This window comes from Microbacterium sp. Se63.02b (assembly GCF_014171575.1).
GTDB lineage: Bacteria > Actinomycetota > Actinomycetes > Actinomycetales > Microbacteriaceae > Microbacterium.
Genome location: NZ_CP050453.1, coordinates 3,483,773 through 3,504,482 on the forward strand (window position 1 = coordinate 3,483,773; position 20,710 = coordinate 3,504,482).

General features: G+C 70.4%; 23 protein-coding genes and 3 pseudogenes. 12 read left to right on the forward strand and 14 right to left on the reverse strand.

Annotation, left to right across the window (positions count from 1 at the left end):
- Positions 1-11 precede the first annotated feature (11 nt).
- Positions 12-992, forward strand: a complete 981-nt coding sequence (gene galE, locus G4G29_RS17360) for a UDP-glucose 4-epimerase GalE (protein ID WP_183150979.1) — start codon at positions 12-14, stop codon at positions 990-992.
- On the opposite strand, the gene G4G29_RS17365 is transcribed toward galE, so the two are convergent.
- From G4G29_RS17365 to G4G29_RS17375, 4 genes are read right to left on the reverse strand one after another with little or no spacing between them, the layout of a single operon-like run.
- Positions 932-2,320: an MFS transporter gene (locus G4G29_RS17365; protein WP_244632147.1), complete on the reverse strand. Its 1,389-nt coding sequence runs from the start codon at positions 2,318-2,320 to the stop codon at positions 932-934. The genes galE and G4G29_RS17365 overlap by 61 nt on opposite strands.
- Entirely contained in the window at positions 2,317-3,246 is a 930-nt protein-coding gene (locus G4G29_RS17370) for a polysaccharide deacetylase family protein (protein WP_183150980.1), read from the reverse strand. Before G4G29_RS17370 ends, G4G29_RS17365 begins: the two co-directional genes overlap by 4 nt.
- 53 nt (positions 3,247-3,299) lie before the next feature.
- Complete coding sequence (locus G4G29_RS22750) at positions 3,300-3,572, reverse strand: hypothetical protein (protein WP_244632148.1); 273 nt, start codon at positions 3,570-3,572, stop codon at positions 3,300-3,302.
- Positions 3,536-4,447, reverse strand: coding sequence for an ROK family transcriptional regulator (locus G4G29_RS17375; RefSeq protein ID WP_244632149.1), 912 nt, complete (start codon positions 4,445-4,447; stop codon positions 3,536-3,538). The genes G4G29_RS22750 and G4G29_RS17375 overlap by 37 nt, the downstream gene beginning before the upstream one ends.
- An 811-nt stretch (positions 4,448-5,258) precedes the next feature.
- Here G4G29_RS17375 and G4G29_RS17380 point away from each other — a divergent pair.
- Together G4G29_RS17380 and G4G29_RS17385 are read left to right on the forward strand one after the other, a co-directional pair.
- Positions 5,259-5,702, forward strand: coding sequence for a M23 family metallopeptidase (locus tag G4G29_RS17380; RefSeq protein WP_244632150.1), 444 nt, complete (start codon positions 5,259-5,261; stop codon positions 5,700-5,702).
- Between the two features lie 59 nt (positions 5,703-5,761).
- A complete protein-coding gene (locus tag G4G29_RS17385) occupies positions 5,762-6,286 on the forward strand; it encodes a GNAT family N-acetyltransferase (RefSeq protein WP_183150981.1) in 525 nt (174 codons plus the stop codon).
- Positions 6,287-6,299: 13 nt separating this feature from the next.
- Here the strand turns inward: G4G29_RS17385 and G4G29_RS17390 are convergent, their stop codons facing one another.
- The gene (locus G4G29_RS17390; protein WP_183150982.1) at positions 6,300-7,751 is read right to left on the reverse strand and encodes a gamma-aminobutyraldehyde dehydrogenase; all 1,452 of its coding nucleotides are present in this window, start codon (positions 7,749-7,751) and stop codon (positions 6,300-6,302) included.
- Positions 7,752-7,850: 99 nt separating this feature from the next.
- Here G4G29_RS17390 and G4G29_RS17395 point away from each other — a divergent pair, with 99 nt between their 5' ends.
- Genes G4G29_RS17395 through G4G29_RS17405 form a run of 3 tightly spaced genes read left to right on the forward strand, consistent with a single transcriptional unit; the run spans position 7,851 to position 10,093 of the window.
- Complete coding sequence (locus tag G4G29_RS17395) at positions 7,851-8,318, forward strand: Lrp/AsnC family transcriptional regulator (protein WP_183150983.1); 468 nt, start codon at positions 7,851-7,853, stop codon at positions 8,316-8,318.
- Between the two features lie 27 nt (positions 8,319-8,345).
- Positions 8,346-9,749 (forward strand): FAD-dependent oxidoreductase, encoded by a 1,404-nt coding sequence (locus G4G29_RS17400; protein WP_183150984.1) that lies wholly within the window; start codon positions 8,346-8,348, stop codon positions 9,747-9,749.
- The gene (locus G4G29_RS17405) at positions 9,746-10,093 is read left to right on the forward strand and encodes a cupin domain-containing protein (RefSeq protein WP_183150985.1); all 348 of its coding nucleotides are present in this window, start codon (positions 9,746-9,748) and stop codon (positions 10,091-10,093) included. The genes G4G29_RS17400 and G4G29_RS17405 overlap by 4 nt, the downstream gene beginning before the upstream one ends.
- Here the strand turns inward: G4G29_RS17405 and G4G29_RS17410 are convergent.
- The 9 genes and pseudogenes from G4G29_RS17410 to G4G29_RS24215 all read right to left on the reverse strand — a co-directional run.
- Positions 10,081-10,608 carry a histidine phosphatase family protein gene (locus G4G29_RS17410; protein WP_183150986.1) on the reverse strand — a complete coding sequence of 176 codons (528 nt, stop codon included), beginning with the start codon at positions 10,606-10,608 and terminating at the stop codon, positions 10,081-10,083. The two genes, G4G29_RS17405 and G4G29_RS17410, sit on opposite strands and share 13 nt — an antisense overlap.
- Positions 10,609-10,677: 69 nt before the next feature.
- Positions 10,678-11,184, reverse strand: coding sequence for an ATP-binding cassette domain-containing protein (locus G4G29_RS23605; RefSeq protein WP_274601197.1), 507 nt, complete (start codon positions 11,182-11,184; stop codon positions 10,678-10,680).
- A 106-nt stretch (positions 11,185-11,290) separates the two neighbouring features.
- Positions 11,291-12,142: pseudogene (locus G4G29_RS23610) on the reverse strand (ATP-binding cassette domain-containing protein); the annotation flags it as partial.
- A gap of 169 nt (positions 12,143-12,311) precedes the next feature.
- The gene (locus G4G29_RS17420) at positions 12,312-13,178 is read right to left on the reverse strand and encodes an ABC transporter permease (protein ID WP_183150987.1); all 867 of its coding nucleotides are present in this window, start codon (positions 13,176-13,178) and stop codon (positions 12,312-12,314) included.
- Positions 13,175-14,023, reverse strand: a complete 849-nt coding sequence (locus G4G29_RS17425; RefSeq protein ID WP_309491596.1) for an ABC transporter permease — start codon at positions 14,021-14,023, stop codon at positions 13,175-13,177. Before G4G29_RS17425 ends, G4G29_RS17420 begins: the two co-directional genes overlap by 4 nt.
- Positions 14,024-14,132: 109 nt before the next feature.
- Positions 14,133-15,791 carry an ABC transporter substrate-binding protein gene (locus tag G4G29_RS17430; protein WP_183150988.1) on the reverse strand — a complete coding sequence of 553 codons (1,659 nt, stop codon included), beginning with the start codon at positions 15,789-15,791 and terminating at the stop codon, positions 14,133-14,135.
- Positions 15,791-16,678 (reverse strand): amidohydrolase family protein, encoded by an 888-nt coding sequence (locus G4G29_RS24205; RefSeq protein WP_345941187.1) that lies wholly within the window; start codon positions 16,676-16,678, stop codon positions 15,791-15,793. Before G4G29_RS24205 ends, G4G29_RS17430 begins: the two co-directional genes overlap by 1 nt.
- Before the next feature lie 94 nt (positions 16,679-16,772).
- Positions 16,773-17,255, reverse strand: a pseudogene (locus G4G29_RS24210) (amidohydrolase family protein); the annotation flags it as partial.
- Positions 17,159-17,491: pseudogene (locus G4G29_RS24215) on the reverse strand (amidohydrolase family protein); the annotation flags it as partial. The pseudogenes G4G29_RS24215 and G4G29_RS24210, both read right to left, overlap by 97 nt.
- 162 nt (positions 17,492-17,653) lie before the next feature.
- Here G4G29_RS24215 and G4G29_RS17440 point away from each other — a divergent pair.
- From G4G29_RS17440 to G4G29_RS17455, 6 genes are all read left to right on the forward strand, one after another.
- Positions 17,654-18,316, forward strand: coding sequence for a TetR/AcrR family transcriptional regulator (locus G4G29_RS17440; protein WP_183150989.1), 663 nt, complete (start codon positions 17,654-17,656; stop codon positions 18,314-18,316).
- An 80-nt stretch (positions 18,317-18,396) separates the two neighbouring features.
- Positions 18,397-19,074 (forward strand): FAD-dependent monooxygenase, encoded by a 678-nt coding sequence (locus G4G29_RS22755; protein WP_244632151.1) that lies wholly within the window; start codon positions 18,397-18,399, stop codon positions 19,072-19,074.
- Positions 19,065-19,448 (forward strand): FAD-dependent monooxygenase, encoded by a 384-nt coding sequence (locus G4G29_RS22760; RefSeq protein WP_244632152.1) that lies wholly within the window; start codon positions 19,065-19,067, stop codon positions 19,446-19,448. The genes G4G29_RS22755 and G4G29_RS22760 overlap by 10 nt, the downstream gene beginning before the upstream one ends.
- Entirely contained in the window at positions 19,445-19,687 is a 243-nt protein-coding gene (locus tag G4G29_RS22765) for a hypothetical protein (protein WP_244632153.1), read from the forward strand. Before G4G29_RS22760 ends, G4G29_RS22765 begins: the two co-directional genes overlap by 4 nt.
- Positions 19,684-20,160 (forward strand): MarR family transcriptional regulator, encoded by a 477-nt coding sequence (locus G4G29_RS17450; protein ID WP_183150990.1) that lies wholly within the window; start codon positions 19,684-19,686, stop codon positions 20,158-20,160. The genes G4G29_RS22765 and G4G29_RS17450 overlap by 4 nt, the downstream gene beginning before the upstream one ends.
- A complete protein-coding gene (locus G4G29_RS17455) occupies positions 20,157-20,633 on the forward strand; it encodes a DUF3237 domain-containing protein (RefSeq protein ID WP_183150991.1) in 477 nt (158 codons plus the stop codon). The genes G4G29_RS17450 and G4G29_RS17455 overlap by 4 nt, the downstream gene beginning before the upstream one ends.
- The last annotated feature ends 77 nt before the right edge of the window (positions 20,634-20,710 follow it).

Genomic DNA, 20,710 nt, shown 5'->3' on the forward strand with positions numbered 1-20,710 from the left:
AGAGGAACGCAATGTCTTGGATCGTCACCGGCGGCGCCGGCTACATCGGTGCGCACGTCGTACGGGCCCTCGCGGAGGCCGGACTCACCCCGGTCGTGCTCGACGACCTCTCCAGCGGCGTGCCGTCGTTCGTGCCGCACGGTGTGCCGTTCGTGCGGGGCAGCATCCTCGACCGCGACCTCGTGGAGCAGACGCTGCGAGAGCATGAGGCCGATGGCGTCATCCACGTCGCCGGCTACAAATACGCCGGCGTCTCGGTGCAGCGCCCTCTGCACACCTACGCCCAGAACGTCGAGGGCACCAGGATCCTCCTCGAGGCCATGCAGGCCGGCGGCGTCGCGAACATCGTGTTCTCCTCGTCGGCAGCCGTCTTCGGCACGCCGGAGGTCGCGCTCGTCGAAGAGGACACCGCGAAGAAGCCCGCCAGCCCGTACGGCGAGTCCAAGCTCATCGGCGAATGGCTGCTGCGCGACCAGGCGATCGCCACCGCCGACTCCGAAGTACCGCTGCGGCACACCTCACTGCGGTACTTCAACGTGGTGGGCTCCGCCGATCCGGCCGTGTACGACGTCAGCCCGCACAACCTCTTCCCGATCGTGTTCGAAGCGCTGCTCGCGGGCAGGACGCCGAAGATCAACGGGGACGACTACGACACCGCCGACGGCACGAACGTGCGCGACTATGTGCACGTCGGCGACATCGCGGCAGCGCACGTGGCGGCCGCGCAGCGCCTTGCCGATGGCCGTCCGATCGAGGCCGCCTACAACCTCGGCTCCGGCGACGGCCTCAGCGTGAAGCAGATCATGGATGCGGTCGCCCGCGTGACCGGCATCGACTTCACGCCGGAGGTCGGCCCCCGTCGTCCCGGCGACCCCGACCGGATCGTGGCCACCGGCGAGCTCGCCGCCCGCGACCTCGACTGGACCATGCGCTACACGGTCGACGAGATGGTGCGCACGGGGTGGGAGGCACGGCAGGCGGCCCGCCCCTGAGGCCTCACAGGTCGCGGGTGCGGATCGGGTAGAGCCAGAAGCACAGCCACGCGAGGGCCGTGAAGCACAGGGGGATGACCGCGAGCATCAGTCGGATGCCGCCGTCGACCCCCCGGCTGCGCATCGCCGAGGGTCGCGTCGAAGCCCGATGCGGTCAGCACCGTCGCGGCGACGATCGCCTGCAGCACGACCGAGCCGCGCACCACGAAGCCGTTCACTCCGAAGTAGGCGCCTTCGCGGCGGTGACCTGTGCGGACGGCATCCTCGTCGATGATCTGCGCGAGCACCACCTCGAGCAGCTGCAGCAGTCCACCGACGCCCACGCCGACCGCGACGCCGACCAACGCCGCCCCGAGCACGTTCGACGGCGCGAGGTAGCCGAGCACGGCCGCGCCGAACACCGCGACGCTCCACAGCAGCGCGGTGCGCGGCGACGTGCGGCGCACCACCGCACTCCAGAGCACGATCGAGGGGATCGCGGTGACGAAGATCGCGCCGAGCAGCAGACTCCCCTCGCCCTCCGCCGCGTGCAGCGAGTAGCGCACATAGAAGGGGATCGCGGCGAGGATCACGGCGATGGAGGTCTGCACGAAGAGCGATCCGAGCACGTAGGGCACGAAGGCGCGGTTGCGGAACGTGTACCTCAGCTGGTTGCGCCACCGCATCGCCTCGCTCGCCGCCTCGGGCACCCGGCGCTCGATCATCCCGCCGAGGAACGACCACACGAGCAGCACCAGGCACACCGCTCCGAGCACGAGCGCCATGCCGGGCCAGCCGATCGCGCTGTAGAGGGCGGGAGCGCCGGCCGTGCCGAGCACCATGCCGAGGATCGCGAAGATCTGCCGTGGCACATTGCCGCGGGCGCGCTCCTCGGTCGTGCGGAAGATCTCGGGGAACAGCGCCGAGATGTTGAGCACCACGACGACGAACGCGATGTCGTAGACCGCGACGACGACGAGGAACCACGCGATGAGGCCGGCGACGGGGAGCTCCGGCGGCATCCACACGAGCGCGAACGCGACGACCAGCGGCACGATGCCCAGGCCGATCCATGGGATGCGACGCCCCCACGGCGTGCGGAGCCGGTCGGAGATCGCGCCGACCACGGGGTTCAGCACCGCGTTCAGGATGCCGTGGGCGATCATCGCGACTGCCACCCACCCGGCCGGCACGGCGAGGTGCGACACATAGAAGTAGACGACGAAGGCCGAGAAGGTTTGGGCCATGAGCTGCGTGGGGAACCCGGAGGCTCCGAAGGCGATGGTCTGCGCCCTGGTCGGGGCCGCGTCGAGACGGCGGTCGCGCAGGCGCTCGGACAGCGTCGTCATCGGTCGGCTCTCCGCTGCAGTTCGCGCAGATCTCGCCAGCCGATGCGCACGAGCCCTTCGTCTTCGATGGCCTGGAGCACCGCGGGATCACCGAGCAACCGCAGCTCGTAGCCGCGCTTCGCCGCGGCGAAGTCGACCGCCGCCCGCAGCTCGTCGTCGTCGACCATCGGGTGCAGGTAGATCTCGGTCACCCCGGCGGGCACGGCCCTGAGCAGCCCGATGAACCCGTCTCGCACCTGCTCGTATGTCTCCTCGTCTGATGTTCCCTCCCCGCACAGCTCGAAGGGATGCGACCACAGCCGGTCGATGATCTCGACACCGGCCGCGTCGGCGGCCGCGGCTGCTTCGTCGAGGTTGGCCTGCAGTGCGGCGACGTCGCCCACACCGTCGGCGCTGCGGGGAAGGCGGAACGGGAGACCGTTGCGGGCGGCGAGGTCGAACACCGTGGGGAGGAAGTCCCGGCCGGTGACGAGGCCGTAGACCGATCCCATGTGGTTGTCGAGGTGCGTCACGTCGACCCCGGCATCGAGCGCCGCCTGCAGCTGCGCGGCGATCTCGGCCGCGACGTCGTCGTCGGATGCCGTGCGCTCGACCGACGCGACGTCGACGGGGAAGAAACCTGCTCGATCGACCAGGGTCGTCTCCGTGCCGGTCAACGGGCGCCAGCGGTACCGGCTCCACTCGCTTGTGAGCACGAGATGCACGCCGACGTCGAGGTCGGTGCGGGATGCCGCGAACGCGAGGGCTTCGGGAGACCATGCGCACGGGACCATGACCGTTGTCGAGTCGATCCGGCCGGAGGCGAGCAGGTCGACGATCGCGGTGTTGGCCGCATGGCACATCCCGAAATCATCGGCGTTGATGATGACCGCCCTGGCGCCCGGGGTGAGTCCGAGGCGGTCTGCGAGATCGGAGGGAGCGGTCATCGGGGGTCCTGTCGGGTCAGAACGGCGGGGGTTTCGGGGGTGGGGGATCGCGCTCAGCGGCCGGGTTTCGCCGCGGGAGTGAGGATGCGGGTGAACAGGGCGCCGCGGAGTGCGGCCGCGGCCTCACCGACCGCGCCGACGAGCGGGGCCTCGGGGCCGAAGGAGGAGACGAGGAACCGCAGGGGCAGCTGTGCGGAGTACTCGCCCGCGACGCGCCGGATCGCGGCCACCATCTCGGGGTGGGCCGCCGTGCCGCTGAGGATGAACGCCTCGGGGTCGAGCACCAGGCTCACGCTGCCGGCCACGAGGACGATGCGTCTGCCCACCTCGGCGACGATACGCAGCGAGGCCTCGTCGCCCCGGCGGCTGCTTCGAGGTGCTCGGCGAGCGACATGTCGGCGTCTCCACCCGCAGCCAGAGCGAGATCCCCGACGACGGCGTCGCTCACGACCGGCGCCCCGATCGGGATCGGTGTCTGCGGCAGGTACATGACCTCGCCGGCGACGCCGGAGAATCCACGGTGCAATGCGCCGTCGATCACGATGCCGGCGCCGAGACCGTCGTCGAGGAGCAGCAGGGCGAAGCTCGCCAGGTCGGCGCCCGCTCCGACCGTGAGTTCGGCGAGTGCTGCGAGGTTCACGTCGTTCTCGATCCGGACGGGGCACTCGAGGTCGGCGGCCAGGGCCGCACGGAACGCGCCGCCGTCGGGGCCGAGGTCGTCGCGGATGCCGCCGTCCGCCGTGACGATGCCCGGCACGCCGATCACGGCGAGATGCACGGCGCCCTTCGCCGCCCTGAGAGTGTGGCGACAGTGCTCGACGAGCCCGATGATGTGCGCGACGCGGTCTTCGTTCGCGGGGAACGCCGCATGATGCTCGGCTCGCACCGCTCCCCCGGCATCGACGAGGGCCACATGGGCCGCGTGGTGGTCGACATGGACGGCGGCGGCGAACCCGAGCCGAGGATGCAGCCCGACGCGTCCGGCCGCGGGTCCGCGCGTGTCACGGTCGACACCGGCGGCCGCGACGGCGCCCGCTGCCTCCAGCATCCGCAGCACCTGGGTGACGGCCGTCCGCGAGAGCCCCGTCGTCGACATCAGCTCTGCGCGGGTCTGGGGGCCGCTGCGGGCGAGCGCTTCCAGGATGGCGCGGCCGTTCAGAGTGCGGAGCAGGCCCTGCGGTCCCGCGAGTGGTCTGGACATGTGTTCCCTGGGGTCTGGTCCGTGCGCCGATGCCCGCCAAGCATGCCACATCGGGTCGCACCCGTCGACACTTCGCGTCGCACTCATCGCCGGGAGCCGGTCGATGGTCGGTCCCCTCTTCCGGGCGGGAAGGCGGCGACATGGCGTGCTCGATTTGACCTTCCCGGTCTCGGCGTTTACATTACAGAACGGTAACGGTCGCGCTCGAGGGGGGATCGACCCGCCGCGCACACCTGCTTTTCCCGGAAGGACCCCGTCACGAACGCCCTGCCACCCGAGCACGCTCACGACGCCTCGGACGCTCCCGCAGAACGCCCTGCCGCACCCCGACCGCTGTTGCGGCGAGACCTGCGCACCAGCGCGACCGCCGACCCGCAGCCTCAGCGCGAGACCGCCGACCCGCAGCCTCGCCGCGCGGTGCACACTCCCGACGAAGAGGTCGCCCCGTCGCCGCAGCCCGCCGCGACGGAAAGGCCCGAGTCCTCGAACCCTGGGAAGCGCCCCCACGGAAGGCACCCCGCGCCCGCACACCGCGCGCGCGGCGACCGTGGGCCAAAGCCAAGGCACTCGGAGCCACCTTCGCGATCGGCGTGATGGTCACCGGAGCCGCTCTGCCCGCACTCACCCCCACCGGCGATGCGTCCGCCGCTGCGACCAAGTCCGCCGTCTCCGCCGTCGATGTCGCGCAGTCCTACACGTCGGCCGACGACATCCGCGCCGAGATCGCTCCACGGGGAACTTCTCCGCGACGACGCCGGAGGAGATCAAGGAGACCCGGTCCCGTGCCGTCGCCGCCGCACTCGCTGCCGGCATGCCGCTCGGGAGCGCGGTCGACATCCCCACCGCCGATCGCATCGTCATGCCGATGGCCGACGGCACCTACTCGTTCACCGACGGCTTCGGCGCCTCGCGGCCGGGCCGATCGCACCTCGGCCAGGACTTCGCCGCACCGGTCGGCACGCCGATCAACGCCGCCATGAAGGGCTGCGTCTCCCGCTCGACCGAGAGCTATCAGGGCTATGGCGTGACGATCCAGATCGAGAGCATCGTCGACGGGCAGGCCGTGAGCACGGTCTACTCGCACATGACGTACGGCAGCCGAGCGGTCGAGGTCGGCGACTGCGTGGAAGAGGGCCAGTACATCGGCGACGTCGGATCGACCGGCTATGTGTTCGGCTCCTGCCTGCACTTCGAGGTCCACATCAACACGGTCGCCATCGACCCCCTGCCGTGGATGCGGGATCACGTGAGCTGAACGGACGCGCGACCCGCCGGGTCGCGCCGGCTCCGTCCCGGCCGCCCTAGGGTGGAGGGATGAGCCCGCTGGTGATCCGCGACGCCCGTATCGAAGACGCCGAAGAGGTCGCCGACGTGCACGTCCGCTCCTGGCAGGCCGCCTACCGCGGCCTCATCGAGCAGGCCGTGCTCGACGGCCTCTCGATCGACGAGCGGGCCGCGGGGTGGCGACGCATCATCGCGCAACCGCTGCCGACCGGACTCGGACTCCTGATCGCCGAGCGCGACGGACACGTCGTGGGCTGGGCGTCGATCGGGTCAGGCCGCGACCCCGACGGTCTCGCCGACGGAGAGGTCTACGGCATCTACGCCGACCCCTCGGCCTGGTCGACCGGGGCAGGGCATGCGCTGCTCGAGGCGGCCGAACATCGGATCGCCGCAGCGGGCCACACTCGCGCCTACCTGTGGGTGCTCGACGGCAACGATCGTGCCGATGCGTTCTACGCCCGCCACGGGTGGGAGGAGGACGGGGCGATCAAGATCGAGGAGCGCCCGCAGCTCACCCTGCGTGAGCACCGCCGGGTGAAGACTCTGTCTCCCTGACCGACGAACCCCCTCAGTCGAGCGCGCTCATCACGTGCTTGATGCGCGTGTAATCGTCGAACCCGTACTGCGACAGGTCTTTGCCGTATCCCGAGTGCTTGAACCCGCCGTGGGGCATGTCCGATACGAACGGGATGTGCGTGTTGATCCACACGCATCCGAAGTCGAGATCGCGTGAGAACCGCATCGCCCGCCCGTGATCGGTGGTCCAGACCGAGGCGGCGAGCGCGTACGGCACGTCGTTCGCGAGCTCCAGCGCCTCGTCGTCATCGGTGAACGACTGCACCGTCAGCACGGGGCCGAAGATCTCGCCCTGTACCACCTCGTCGTCCTGGTGCACGCCCGTGACGATCGTGGCCTCCCAGAAGTAGCCGCGATCGCCCTGCCGCCGACCTCCGGTCTCGATCTTCGCGTGCGCGGGGAGACGGTCGATGAATCCCTGCACCTGGGCGAGCTGCGCCGCGCTGCTGAGCGGACCGTAGAGCACGCCTTCCTCGCGCGGACCACCCGTGCGCGCATGACTGCGCGCACGCGCCACGAGTGCTGCAACGAGTTCATCGTGTCGGGAAGCGTGCACGAGCACCCGTGTCGCCGCCGTGCAGTCCTGTCCTCCGTTGAAGAACGCCCCGGCCACGATGCCCTCCACCGCCTTGTCCATGGCGGCATCCGAGAACACGATGGCCGGAGCCTTGCCGCCGACCTCGAGGTGCACACGCTTGACGTCGTCCGCCGCCGACCGCGCGACAGCCATCCCCGCCCGCACCGACCCGGTGATCGCGACCATCTGCGGGGTGGGATGCTCCACCAGCGCGACGCCGGTGTCGCGGTCGCCCAGCACCACGTTCAGGGTGCCCGCCGGCGTGTGCCGTGCGACGATCTCGGCCAGCAGGAGCGTCGTCAGCGGCGTGGACTCCGCCGGCTTCAGCACGACGGTGTTCCCGGCGGCGAGCGCGGGTGCGATCTTCCACACCGCCATGTTCAGCGGGTAGTTCCACGGCGTCACCTGGCCGATCACGCCGATGGGCTCTCGGCGCACGAACGAGGTGTGCCCGGCGAGATACTCCGCGGCGGCGCGCCCCTCGAGGCTGCGGGCGGCACCGGCGAAGAACCGCAGCTGGTCGATCGACTGCATGATCTCGTCGGCGACCAGGGTCGCGCGCGGCTTCCCCGTGTCCTGCGACTCCAGGTCGGCGAACTCCTCGGCCCTGGCCGCCATCTCCTCGGCGATGCGGAACAGCGCCAGCTGTCGATCGGCCGGGGTGGTGTCGCGCCAGAGCGGGAACGCGGCGGATGCCGCGGCGTAGGCGGCATCCACGTCGCCGCGGTCCGAGATCGGAAGCTCGCCGTAGGCCTCTTCCGTGGCCGGATCGAGCAGCGGCATCCGCTGCGTACCGGTGACGGGAACGAATCGTCCGCCGATGAAGTTCTGCAACGGCGCGGAGGTCTTCAGAAGAGTGCGAGACATGTCGACATGCTAGCGCGTCCAATGCGGAATCTGAAGACGAATCCGAAGTTGACGACTGAATCAGTTGCATAAGTCGATTCAGACTGACAATATCGTCACATGAGCACGAAACCCGCCCAGCCTGCCCTGGATGACATCTCGAAGCGCATCGTCGAGCTGCTCCAGGAGGACGGCCGTCGACCCTATGCGGAGATCGCGCGCGAGGTCGGACTCAGCGAGGCCGCGGCGCGGCAGCGCGTGCAGCGGATGACCGAGGCGGGCATCATCCAGATCGTCGCCGTCACGGATCCGATGCAGCTCGGCTTCCACCGCATGTCGATGATCGGCATCCGTGTCTCGGGCGACCCTCGCGCGATCGCGGAGGAACTCACCACGATCCCCGAACTGGCCTACGTGGTCGTCACGCTCGGCACCTTCGACATCCTGGTCGAAGCGGTGTGCGAGAACGACGAGCACCTGATCGACCTCATCGCGACCCGCATCCGCACCATCCCCGGCGTCGCGCACACCGAGAGCCTGCTCTACGCGGGGCTCTACAAAGACCTCTACAACTGGGGAACGCGCTGAGGCGCCCCCTTTCACATCGGAGTGAACATGGGCACCACCGTCTTCGAACGTCAGCCGCCACCGCAGGGGGTCGTCGACCTCTCGCTGCGTGACACGAGCCTCGGCGTCTTCTGGCTCGACGACGTCGAGCGTCCGACGCACCCGCCGTTGCAGGGAACCGTCCGCACCGATCTCGCCGTGGTCGGCGGCGGCTACGCGGGGCTGTGGACCGCTGTGCGCGCCAAGGAGCGCGACCCCGGACGGCGGGTCGTCCTGCTGGAGGCGTCGCGCATCGCCTGGGCGGCATCCGGACGAAACGGCGGCTTCTGCGAGTCGAGCCTGACGCACGGCCACGAGAACGGCGTCACGCGCTGGCCGGAGGAGATCGACCGGCTCGAGGAGCTCGGACACGCCAACCTCGACGGCATCGAGGAGACGATCGCCCGCTACGGCATGGATGCCGAGTTCGAGCGCACGGGGCAGCTGGCCGTCGCCGTCGAGCCGCACCAGGTCGAGTGGTACCGGGACGAGCCGGGCTTCCTCGACCGCGAGGCCGTGCAGGCCGAGGTGCACTCCGAGACCTTCCTCGCCGGAGACTGGGACCGCGACGGCTGTGCCATGGTGCACCCCGCCAAGCTCGGCCTGGAGCTCGCTCGAGTGGCGGCCGACCTCGGTGTCGAGATCCACGAGCACAGCATCGTGCGCGCCATCGAGGGCGATGGATCGGGCCAGATCACGCTGGTCACCCCGAACGGCCGCGTGGTGGCCGATGCCGTCGCGCTCGGCACCAACGTCTTCCCCTCGCTCCTCAGGCGCAACCGCCTGATGACCGTGCCGGTCTACGACTACGTGCTGATGACCGAGCCGCTCTCGACCGAGCAGCTCGCCTCGATCGGATGGTCGAACCGCCAGGGACTCGCCGACAGCGCGAACCAGTTCCACTACTACCGGCTCACCGCCGACGACCGCATCCTGTTCGGCGGCTACGACGCGATCTACCACTTCGGCGGCAAGGTGCGCACGGAGTACGAGGACCGTATCGAGAGCCACCGCAGGCTCGCCTCGCACTTCTTCACCACGTTCCCGCAACTGGAAGGGCTGCGATTCACGCACCGCTGGGCAGGGGCGATCGACTCGTCCAGCAGGTTCTGCGCATTCTTCGGCACCGCTCGCAAGGGACGCGTGGCGTACGCGACCGGCTTCACAGGACTCGGAGTGGGGGCTGCGCGCTTCGCCGCCGACGTCATGCTCGACAAGCTGTCGGGCGAGGAGACCGAGCGGACCGAGCTGCGGATGGTGCGCGAGAAGCCGATCCCGTTCCCGCCCGAGCCCGCCGCGTCGATCGGCGTGAACCTGGTGCGCGCGGCCATGAACCAGGCCGACCACAACGAGGGCAGGCGCAACCTGTTCCTCAAGACCCTCGACGCGCTCGGCATGGGTTTCGACTCGTGACCGGCCTCGCCGCCGGAGCCGGGGTGGATGCCACGACCCTGGTGCTCTCGCATGAACCGCTGCCGGCCGACGAGGTCGTCGACGGCGCGCCGATGACCGCCGCCCACACGCTCTCGACGCTCGGCGGGGTCGAGGTGGGCATCTGGGAGATGACGCCCGGCACCGCGACCGACACCGAGGCCGACGAGGTGTTCGTCGTCCTGTCGGGCCGCGCCACGATCGCGTTCACCTCGTCCGGGCTGCCTGATCTCGAGGTCGGTCCCGGGTCGGTCGTGCGCCTCGCCGAAGGTATGAGGACCACGTGGACCGTCACCGAGACGCTCCGCAAGGTCTACATCGCCTGATCGACCGCACGCGTCACACACCAGCGACCGGGCCCGCCCTCCACCGTCGACACCGAGAGGTTCGCAGGTCCCGCCACGACGTGGTCGAGGTCGGCGCCGAGCGCGTCGAGCAGCAGCAGGATCGTCACACCGCTGGTGACGACGAGCACCTCGTCTCCGTCGTCGGCCGCGCGGTCCAGCGCGGCGAGCGCCCGGGCGACGACCGCATCCGGATGCTCGCCGCCCGCGCTCGCCGACAGCTCGGTCAGCACGGCGCGCAGCGGATCGGCGGCGTCTCGATGATGCGCGAGGCGCCGCGCCAGCGTTGCGCTGCGCGCACCCTCCAACGTCCCGAAACAGGCCTCGCGCCACCCGGCGTCCTCCCCGCAGCGCGCTCGCGGGGCACAGCGCGCGGGCCGTCTCGCGGTGCCGGAGGCCGTCCGCCGACACCGCAGCGTCGAAAACCACGCCCTCCGCGGCGAAGCCCTGCCGGCGCGCTGCGCCCTGCGCGCGACCGTCGGGGGTGAGCGGAGCATCCGCCCATCCCTGCATCCGTCTCGCCGCGTTGAGGAGGCTCTCGCCGTGCCGGACCAGCCAGACGCGCGTCACGAGACAGGGACGGGAACCGAGTCGATCAGCAGGCGCGTGTAGTCGTGCTGCGGGTGCTCGAGCAGCCGTTCGGTCGGGCCCGCCTCGACGATCTCCCCTCGGCGCATCACGATGGTCTCGGCGCACACCTTCCGCACCACGGCGAGGTCATGGCTGATGAAGAGCAGAGTGAGGCCCTGGTCCCGCCTGATCCCGGCGACGAGGTCGAGCACCTGGGCCTGCACCGAGACGTCGAGGGCACTCGTCGCCTCGTCCATCACGAGCAGCTCGGGCTCCACGGCGAGCGCCCTGGCGATCGCGACCCGCTGCCGCTGACCTCCGGAGAGCGTGCGCGGACGAGCGGTCAGGTGCTCCTCCCCCAGACCCACCGCGGTGAGGAGTTCGAGGGCGCGGTCGGTGGCAGCGGCTCCGGTGCGCCCGGTGTGCAGCGTCAGGACGTCTTCGATCGCGCGTCCGGCCGGGATCCGCGGGTCGAGCGAGAGGTACGGATCCTGGAACACCATCTGCACGCTCTTCGCCCGCTCCAGTCGATCGCGTCGACACGGGGATGCCGGCCATCGCGCGGCCTCCGATGCGGATCTCGCCCGCATCCGGCTCTTCGAGTCCGACGATCATGCGCGCGAGCGTCGACTTGCCCGACCCCGACTCGCCCACCACGGCGAGAGAGCCCCCACGCGGGATCACGAGGTCGGCGTGCACCACGGCGGCGACGGGAGCCCTGCCCCGCCGCCGGTACGTCTTCCCGACGCCCGACACGAACAGTTGCGCACCCTCGCCCCGCGACTCCTCCGACGGTCCCGACGTCGCAGGCGGCACGGAGGCCGCGGTGACGCCGCCGGAGATGCGCGGGGTCGCGGCGACCAGACGCCGCGTGTACTCCGCCCGCGGGTCCACGAGAACATCGCGGGCGGGCCCTTCCTCGACGACGACGCCGTCCTTCATGACCACGAGTCGGTCGCACAGCGACCCCGCGAGGTTGAGGTCGTGGGTGATGAAGAGCATCCCCATGCCGTTCTGGGCACACAGGTCCCTCAGCACCTGCACGATCTCGGCCTGAGTCGTCACGTCGAGGGCGGTGGTCGGCTCGTCGCAGACCAGCAGCTGCGGAGCGGTGCTGAGCGCGCCGGCGATCATGACCCGCTGCAGCATCCCGCCCGACAGCTCATGCGGATGCTGCCCGAGGTGGTCGTCCGGCGCCGGGAGCCGTACCGCGGCGAGGAGCTCGACGGCCCGCGCACGAGCATCGTCCTTCGGCCACCCCTCGCACAGCCGCAGCGCCTCGGTGACGTGATCGCCCACCGTGCGCATCGGGTTGATGCCCGCGCGTGGATCCTGGAACACCATCGCGGCCCTGTGCCGGCGGATCTCCTGCCGATCGACGCCGGCGGTGAGCGGCGACCGCCCCTCCACCTCGACGGCGCCTCCGACTGCTGCACGGTCGGGCAGCAGGCCGAGGACGGCCCGCGCGGTGAGCGACTTCCCTGAGCCCGACTCCCCGACGAGCCCGACGGTCTCCCCGGTGCGACCTGCAGGGTGATGCCGTGCAGCAGCCGGGTGCCGTTCGGCAGATCCAGGGTCAGGTTCCGGATGTCGAGCAGCGGGGCGCCGACGAGATCGGTGTCTGGAGTGTTCATGCGGGGATCTCCCCTCCGATGCGGTCGGACAGCTCCTCGCCGATGATGTTCACGGCGACGACGACGATCACGACGATGACGGCCGGCGCGATCGCCGGGAGGAACTGGCCGGAGGCGATGCCGGACTGCGCCTCGTTGATCATGCCGCCCCAGTCCGCCGTGGGCGGTTGCACGCCGAGGCCGAGGAACGAGAGGCCGGCGAGCTCGGCGAGCACGTATCCGAAGTTCAGGGTCGACTGCGCGCCGATGATGGGCGTGACGTTGGGCAGCACGCGACGCAGCGCGATCCATGCGCCCCCGAAGCCCTGCACCCGGTACGCGGCGACATAGGGCCTGCTGCGCTCCGCCGCCACGAGCGACCGGGTCAGCCGCGCCACGAACGGCGCATACGCGATGCTCATGGCGATCACCGGTGCGACGAGCCCCTTGCCGAACAGGGCGACGGCCATGATCGCGATCAGCAGCGACGGGAACGCGAACAGCACATCGAACACGCGGCCGAGCACGGCGTCGATCCACCCTCCGCGCCATCCGGCCAGGAGTCCGAGGAGGATGCCGAGGACCGTGGAGAACACCACGACCGCGAGCGGACCGATCAGCGCGGTGCGGCCGCCCCAGATGATGCGGCTGAGGGTGTCGCGCCCGAGCGCGTCGGTGCCCAGCCAGTGCGCGGCCGACGGCGGTGCGTAGAAGGCCGTGAAGTCGACGGCATCCGGGTCGTAGGGGGCGATCCAGGGCGCGAAGATCGCCGACAGCGTCACGACGGCCAGCACGATCGCACTGAGCGTGAACAGGAACGGCGGACGAGGGATCCGCGGCGAGCGGAGCACGCGCACGGCGAGGGTGGGGGTCGGGGTCGTCATCGGGCACCAGCTCCAGCGGCGGATCGCGGATCGATCCAGGGTTCGAGGATGTCGACGATCGCGTTGATGACGACGAACGCCGTCACCACGAGCAGCACGATCGCCTGGACGACGGGAAAGTCCAACCGGTCGACGGACTGGACGAGGAGCGAGCCGATCCCGGCGAGACCGAAGGCGGCTTCGACGATCGAGCTCGCCACGATGAGGCCGGCCACCAGCACGCCGCTGACCGTGAGGATCGGACCGAGCGCGTTGCGCAGCACGTGCCGGCGGACGACCACCGTCTGCGTCACGCCACGGCTCACCGAGACCTCGACGTGCTCGCGCCCGAGCTGCTCGACCATCGCGGACCGCGTGACCTTGCCGACCAGCACGATGAACACGATCGCCAACGCGATCGACGGCAGCACGAGGTGGGAGACCATGTCGGGGAACCCCTCACCCGATCCGAACGACGGAAACCAGCCGAGCTGCACGGAGAACACTGCGATCAGCACGATGGAGCCCACGAACGACGGGATGGCCCCGAGCACCGTGAGGCCGATCAGGACCACGCGGTCCACGACCCTGCCGCGGTTGAGGGCGGCCACCGCACCGAGCACCAGCCCGACGACCGCGATGATGGTCCCCGCCATCACGACGAGCGTGAGCGTCACAGGCAGGCGCTCGCCGATGACCACGCTCACGTCCTGCCGGAACTGGAGCGAGCGGCCGAAGTCGCCGCGCACCACCCCGCCGATCCAGCGCAGGTACTGCTCGACCGGCGACCTGTCCAGCCCGTACTGCGCCGTCACCTCGGCGATCGCCTCCGGACTCGGCTTCCGCCCTCGGAGGAGGAAGCTCACCGGATCCCCGGCACCAGGAAGCGCGAGAAGAAGACGAGCAGCGACGCGAGGAAGAGCGTCAGCAGCAGGCCGCCGAGCTTCCCCGCGACGCGTCGTGCAGCACCCATCGTCAGCGGGCGCCGATCTCTGCGGCCCACGGATAGTAGAGGAACGCCATCGACGGGGACACACCGGTGATGCGCTCGCCCTGGAACAGGGGCAGCGGGCCGGTGGAGATCGGCAGCCACGGGAGCTCGGCGTTCGCGATCTGCTGGGCCTTCGCCGTGAGCTCGCTGCGCGCCGCCGGGTCGTCCGTCGCGATGGCCTGACTCACGACCTCGTCGAACTCGGGGTCGCTCCAGCCGCCGTAGTTGCTGAACTCCCCCGTGCGCAGCACCGAGTACATCTCGAGGGCGTCCGGGCTGGAGAGGTACCAGCTCGTGTAGAAGAGGTCGACTCCCTCACGGGCACTCGGGTCGGAGAACAGCGCCGTGTACGCGGCAGGGCTCACCGACTCGATGTTCACCTTCAGCCCGATGGACTGCGCTGCCGCCGCCGTGGCCTGCGAGATCACGGCGAAGTCGTTGCCGATCGGCGCCGTGACGTAGGTGAGCTCCGCGCCCTCGGCGCCGGCTTCCGCGATGAGCTTCTTGGCCTCTTCGAGGTTCTGCTCGTAGTGCGTCACGTCGTCGAACGCCGCCGTCCGCGCGGCGTCTGAGGCAGCCCGCCACACCGCCTCCGTGGTGAACACGTCGGTCACCTCGCCGACCCCGCGCGCCGCGGCCTGCACGATGCCGTCCCGGTCCATCGCGAGGAGCAGCGCCTTGCGCACCCGCAGATCCCCGAGCGGACCGTCGAGGTCGCTGATGACGAGATTGCCGACCGCCGTGGAGGCCCCGAAGAGCGGATCGCCCTTGCCCGATGCCTCGAGCTGCGGCACCGCCTCGATCGGGATCATCCAGCTCCCGTCGACGCTGCCGGATTTCAGTGCGTTCACCCGCGCGGTGGAGTCGCCCATGAACACGAACCGCACTTCGCCGGAGCGCGCCTTCAGGGCGTCGTCCCAGTAGTCGTCGTAACGGGTGAGGGTGATCGACTCCCCCGACTCCCAGCCGGTGAACGAGAACGGCCCTGTGCAGTTGACCCCGCCGGTCGAGTTGCCGTAGTCGGCGCCCTTCTCGGCGAGGGTCGCCGCCGACTCGATGACTCCGGCCGACCCTCCCATGGACAGGTTGAACTGCGAGTCCGGACCGGACATCGTCACGGTCACCTGGTGGTCGCCGGTCTGCGAGATGTCGACGACGTTCTGGTAGACGGAGAACCACGACGACCCGACCGCGGGGTCGAGGTGGCGCGACATCGAGGCGACGACATCCGCCGCCGTGAGGGGTGTGCCGTCGTGGAAGGTGACGCCCTGGCGGATGTCGTACACCCAGGTCTCGGGCGTCGGATGCTCGAACGACTCCGCCAGCGAGGGCGTGAGCGAGAAGTCGGGGTTGAGGCGCAGCAGCGACTCGCACACGTTGGCGAGCACCTGGTTGTCGGCGTAATCGAACGCGTAGGCGTAGTCGAGCGAATAGGGCTCGGCGTAGCTGGCGAACGTGAACGAGTCGATGTCGCCGCTGGGCGCGGCGGTCGTGTCGGTGATCTTCGCGTCGATGGTTCCCTTGTCGTCGTCGCCGCCGTTCGATGCGGCGGGGCTGCACGCGGCGAGCGCGACGACGGTGAGGATGCCGGTGAGCGCGGCGCCGGTGCGGATGAGACGGCGGGTGCGGAGCGAGCGGTGCATCAGGACTCCTTGGGGTGAGAGGTGTGGTGAGCGGTGCGGGGTTCGAGGGATGCGGTGTGCACGGGTTCCCCCTCGATCCAGGTCGAGGTGACCCTGGTGCGGTACAGGTCTTCCGGGGCGACGGCGAACGGGTTCGGGTCGAGCACGACGAGGTTCGCGAGGTAGCCTTCGCGGATGCTGCCGGTGTCGTGGTCGCGCCGGTTCACGTAGGCACTGCCCGAGGTGTAGGCGGCGAGCGCCGTCTCGAGGTCGAGGCGCTGATGCGCGCCGCCGAGGGGCGGCTGGGTCGACTCCGGGTAGGCCCGGTTGACGGCGATGTGGATCGCGGCGATGGGGTCGGCGCTCGAGACCGGCCAGTCGCTGCCGGCGGCCAGGCGCACGCCGGCCCTGGCGAAGTCGCCGAACGGATACTGCCGTGCCTCCTGGCCGTCCTGCAGGAACGGCAGCGTCAGCTCGTCCAACTGGTCTTCGTGCGTCGCCCACAGCGCCTGCAGGTTGGCGACGGCGTCGAGGTCGGCGAAGCGGGCGACGTCGGCCTCCGCGACGATCTGGAGGTGAGCGAGGTGATGGCGTCCGACCGGGTCGCCGTTCACTTCGCGCGCGGACTGCAGGGCGTCGAGCGCCTCGCGCACCGCACGGTCGCCGAGCGCGTGCATGTGCACCTGCTGTCCTGCGGCATCCAGGGCGATGACGTACTCGCGCAGCCGCTCGGGGTCGATGAAGCTGAGGCCGTGGTTGCACGTGTCGTGACCGGTCTCGTCGCGATAGGGCGTGAGCATCGCCGCCGTCTGGTTCTCGGCGACGCCGTCGACCATGATCTTCGTGGTGCCGAGGTCGAGTCGGCGATCCGGGTGCGCCGCCGCCGCAGCCTCGCGTCGGGCGACCATGCGCGCGACCTGGTCGACGCCCCCCGTCGCGCACCCACCACTGCGCGCCGACGACGTGGACCGCGAGGGTGCCCTCGTGCAGCGCGCGCTCGTAGGCCGAGATCGGGTCGGCGATGCCGGCGACGTCGGCGCCGACCATCGCGTCCTGCCAGCCGGTGATCCCGAGGGCGATGAGCTCCTCCTGCGCGCGGAGGAGTCCCTGGTAGGCGAGTTCGGTCGACGTCGCCGGGCGCACGTGCGCGAACAGGTCGCCGGCGCCCTCGTGGAAAGTGCCTGCCGGGTGACCGTCGGCCTCGCGCACGATGCGGCCGTCTTCGGGGTCGGGCGTCTCGGCCGTGACGCCCGCGCGTCGGATCGCCTCGGTGCTCGCCCAGGTGCTGTGGTGGTCGCGGCTCTGCAGAAGCACCGGCCGGCCGCCGGTCGCCTCGTCGAGAAGGGCGCGGGGCGGGTTCCCCCGGGGAAGTGGTCCATGCTCCAGCCTCCGCCGAGGATCCACTTCTCGGCGGGGTGGGCCTCGGCGTAGGCGCGGATGCGGGCCGCGGTATCGGCCGCGTCCTCGGCGTCCGACAGGTTGCACTGCAGGAGTTCGATGCCGCCGCCGACCGGGTGGATGTGCGCGTCCTGGAATCCGGGGCTGAGCAGTGCGCCGTCGAGGTCGATCCGTGCCGCGCCAGGGGCCACCACGGCATCCACCTCGCTCTCGGGGAGGACGGCGGCGATGCGTCCGTCGCGGACGACCACTGCGTGGTGCGGGAGCGGTGCACCGCTTCCGGTGAACACGGGACCCCCGTGGAAGATGAGTTCGCGCGACATCCTGCGCCTTTCTTCGTCGTCGAAGTTGCCGGAACGCGATAAAGCTATCCATCGCCATCACTCCTGTCAACACTGTTGTCAGCATCGTGGCGAAACTTCTATCCTGCAGAGAGCGAGCGTGCCTTCTCGTGGCACGATGGAGCGAGGAAGACCGGAGACACGATGGCGAACAGCAAGGCCCCCACCCGCGTGCGGCTCGACAGCGCGATGATCATCGACGCGGGGAAGGAACTCGCCGCGACCGGGACGGCATCGATCTCGGTGCGCGACCTCGGAAGTCGGCTGGGCGCCGACCCCACGGCGATCTATCGCCACTTCGCCAGCAAGGACGCCCTGATGAGCGCGCTCCTCGACGAGCTCAACGGCGAGGCCGCCGCCTCGGTCGACCTTCCGGTCGAGGACTGGCGCGGGCGGCTGCGCATGCTCAGCGAGGCGACGCTGACCCTGTTCACGCGCTACCCGGCCATCGGCTCCGAGGCCACCACGCTCACCACGCACGGCCCCGGCGAGCTCGCAGCGATCGAACTCATGCTCGATGCGTTCCACCGCGCGGGCCTGCGCGGGCAGGATCTGGTGCGCCACTACGCCCTGCTCGCCTCGCACGTGCTGGCCGGCGCGGCGGGGATCGCACGGGCACACGCCGGGCGTGACACCGACGAGGTCGACAGTCCCTGGATCGACTCTCCCCTGCTCGCCGACCCCCGGCAGTTCCCGCTGATCGCCGAGAACGGCATCCTGCTGTCCGAGCTGCAGGATCGCGAGCTGTTCCTCCTCGGCGTCGACGTGATCGTCGAGTCGGCCGCCCGCACGGCGCAGGGGTCCTGACACGCGGACCTTGCGCCGAAGCTGGTTTTGTTGCAAAACTACTTCCGCCGCTCACGGTGAGCGGCGGGAGGAAGAGATCGATGAAGATCATCGTCATCGGCGCCGGCATCGGCGGACTCGCCACGGCGATCAGCCTGCACGAGGCCGGCCTGCGCGACGTCACCGTGTTCGAGCGCAGCAGCGCCATCCGCGGACTCGGCGTCGGCATCAACCTGCTGCCGCACGCGATGCGCGAGCTCACCGAGCTCGGCGTCGCCGACACGATCGCCGCTGCCGGCGTCACCCCCACCACCCTCAGCTACTTCACCCGCCGTGGACAGGCGATCTGGAGCGAGCCGCGCGGCCTCGACGCCGGGTACCACTGGCCCCAGCTCTCGGTGCACCGCGGTCGCCTGCAGCTCGCGCTGCGCGATCTCGCGGAGGCCCGCCTCGCCGAGCCGATCCGCCTCGGGCACCGCCTGATCGCCACCACGTCGAACCCCGACGGCACCGAGACGGCGAGGTTCGCCACCGACGACGGCGAGGTCGAGGAGACCGCCGACGTGATCATCGGCGCCGACGGCATCCACTCCGCCCTGCGCGCCCAGCGCTTCCCCGACGAGGGTGCTCCGCCGTGGAGCGGACTCACACTGTGGCGCGGCACTGCCCGCATCCCCGCGTTCCTCGACGGACGCACCATGATCATGGCGGGCGACGGCGAGCAGAAGTTCGTCGCCTACCCCTGTCGGAGACGGATGCCGACGGCCGCATGCTCGTGAACTTCATCGCCGAACGTCGAGTCGGCGGCAGCGGCGACGCCGACTGGAACCGCGCGGTCGACCCGGCACCGATCGCCGAACTGTTCCGCGGCTGGAACTTCGACTGGCTCGACGTGCCGGCGGCCATCGCCGCGGCCGACGAGATCCTCGAGTATCCGATGGTCGACCGCGATCCGCTGCCGCGCTGGACGTTCGGGCGCACCACCCTGGTGGGCGACGCGGCGCACGCGATGTACCCGAACGGATCGAACGGCGGGTCGCAGGCGATCCTCGACGCCCGCACGCTCGCCTTCCACCTCGCGGGCGCCGACCACTCCCCGCGGGGATCGACGACGCACTCGCCCGCTACGAAGAGGCCCGTCGCCCCGCGATGACCGCGCTCCTCGCCGGCACGCGGGCCACAGGACCCGAGCGGGTGATGCAGCTCGCGCACGAACGCGCACCCGAGGGCTTCGGCGACATCGACGAGGTGATCCCCCTCGCCGAACGCCGACGGATCGCGACCGATTACAAGGTCGCGGCCGGCTTCCTGCCCGAGTTGCTCAACGAGCGGCCCTCGCTCACCCCGGCACGCGACGACGCTGCGGCGCCGGAGACCGGGGTGCGCGCGTGACCGCGCTCGACGCCGCCCGGCTCGCCGCGGTGATCTCCCCGCTGCGGCGAGCGCTGCTCGCCGCGACCCGCGCGGAAGCCGACCTGCCCGAACTGTCGGATGCGCAGATCGACGTGCTGCGCGCCCTGCCGCACGGCACGAGCAGGGGTCCGGCGGAGATCGCCGCGCAGTTGCGGCTGAGTCGCCCGACCGTGAGCAACCTCCTCGGCGCGATGGAGACCGACGGACTGGTCGAGCGCGGCCCCGATCCCTCGGACGGACGTCGCGTGGCGGTGCGCGCCTCCGCACGCGCACGGGAACTCTTCGACCGCTTCGATGCGGTGAACACGGCCCTGGTGACGCGTGTGAGTCGCGAGCTCGACGACGCGGACCGCGCAGCACTCGACGCCGCATTGCCCGCGCTCGAGCGCCTCTGCGCCGTGCTCACCGACCCGGATGCTGCCCCCTCCACGACACACGAGGACGTCCCGTGAACACTCCGCACGATCAGCTCCCCCTTCCGACGCTCGAGGCCGCCTTCGATGTCACGGTTCGTCTCGGCCCGCTGGAGGACCACGGTGCGACCAGTGCCGGCCATCGCCGGGTCGTCCCGATCCTCGGCGGGCGGATCACCGGCATCGTCGAGGCCGAGATCCTTCCGGGCGGTGCGGATTGGCAGCTCGTGCGTTCGAACGGCACGATCGAGATCGACGGACGCTACTCGGCGCGCACCGCATCCGGCGACCTCCTGCTGCTGCATGCGAGAGGGGTGCGCACCGGATCACCGGAGGTGCTGGAGCGACTCGGACGAGGAGAGGACGTGGATCCCACCGCGTACTACTTCCGCACGACGGTCGCGATCGAGACGGCAGCGCCCTCCCTCGTCGACCTCCAGCGACAGCTCTACGTCGCGGCCGCCCAGCGCCGCACCGACGCCGTGCACTACCGCGCCTATCGCGTCAGCTGATCCCGCGGGCGCTTTGGAATCGCGTGAGTGGTCCCATCTCCCTCGGGAATGGAGCCATCCACGCGATTCGAACTCGC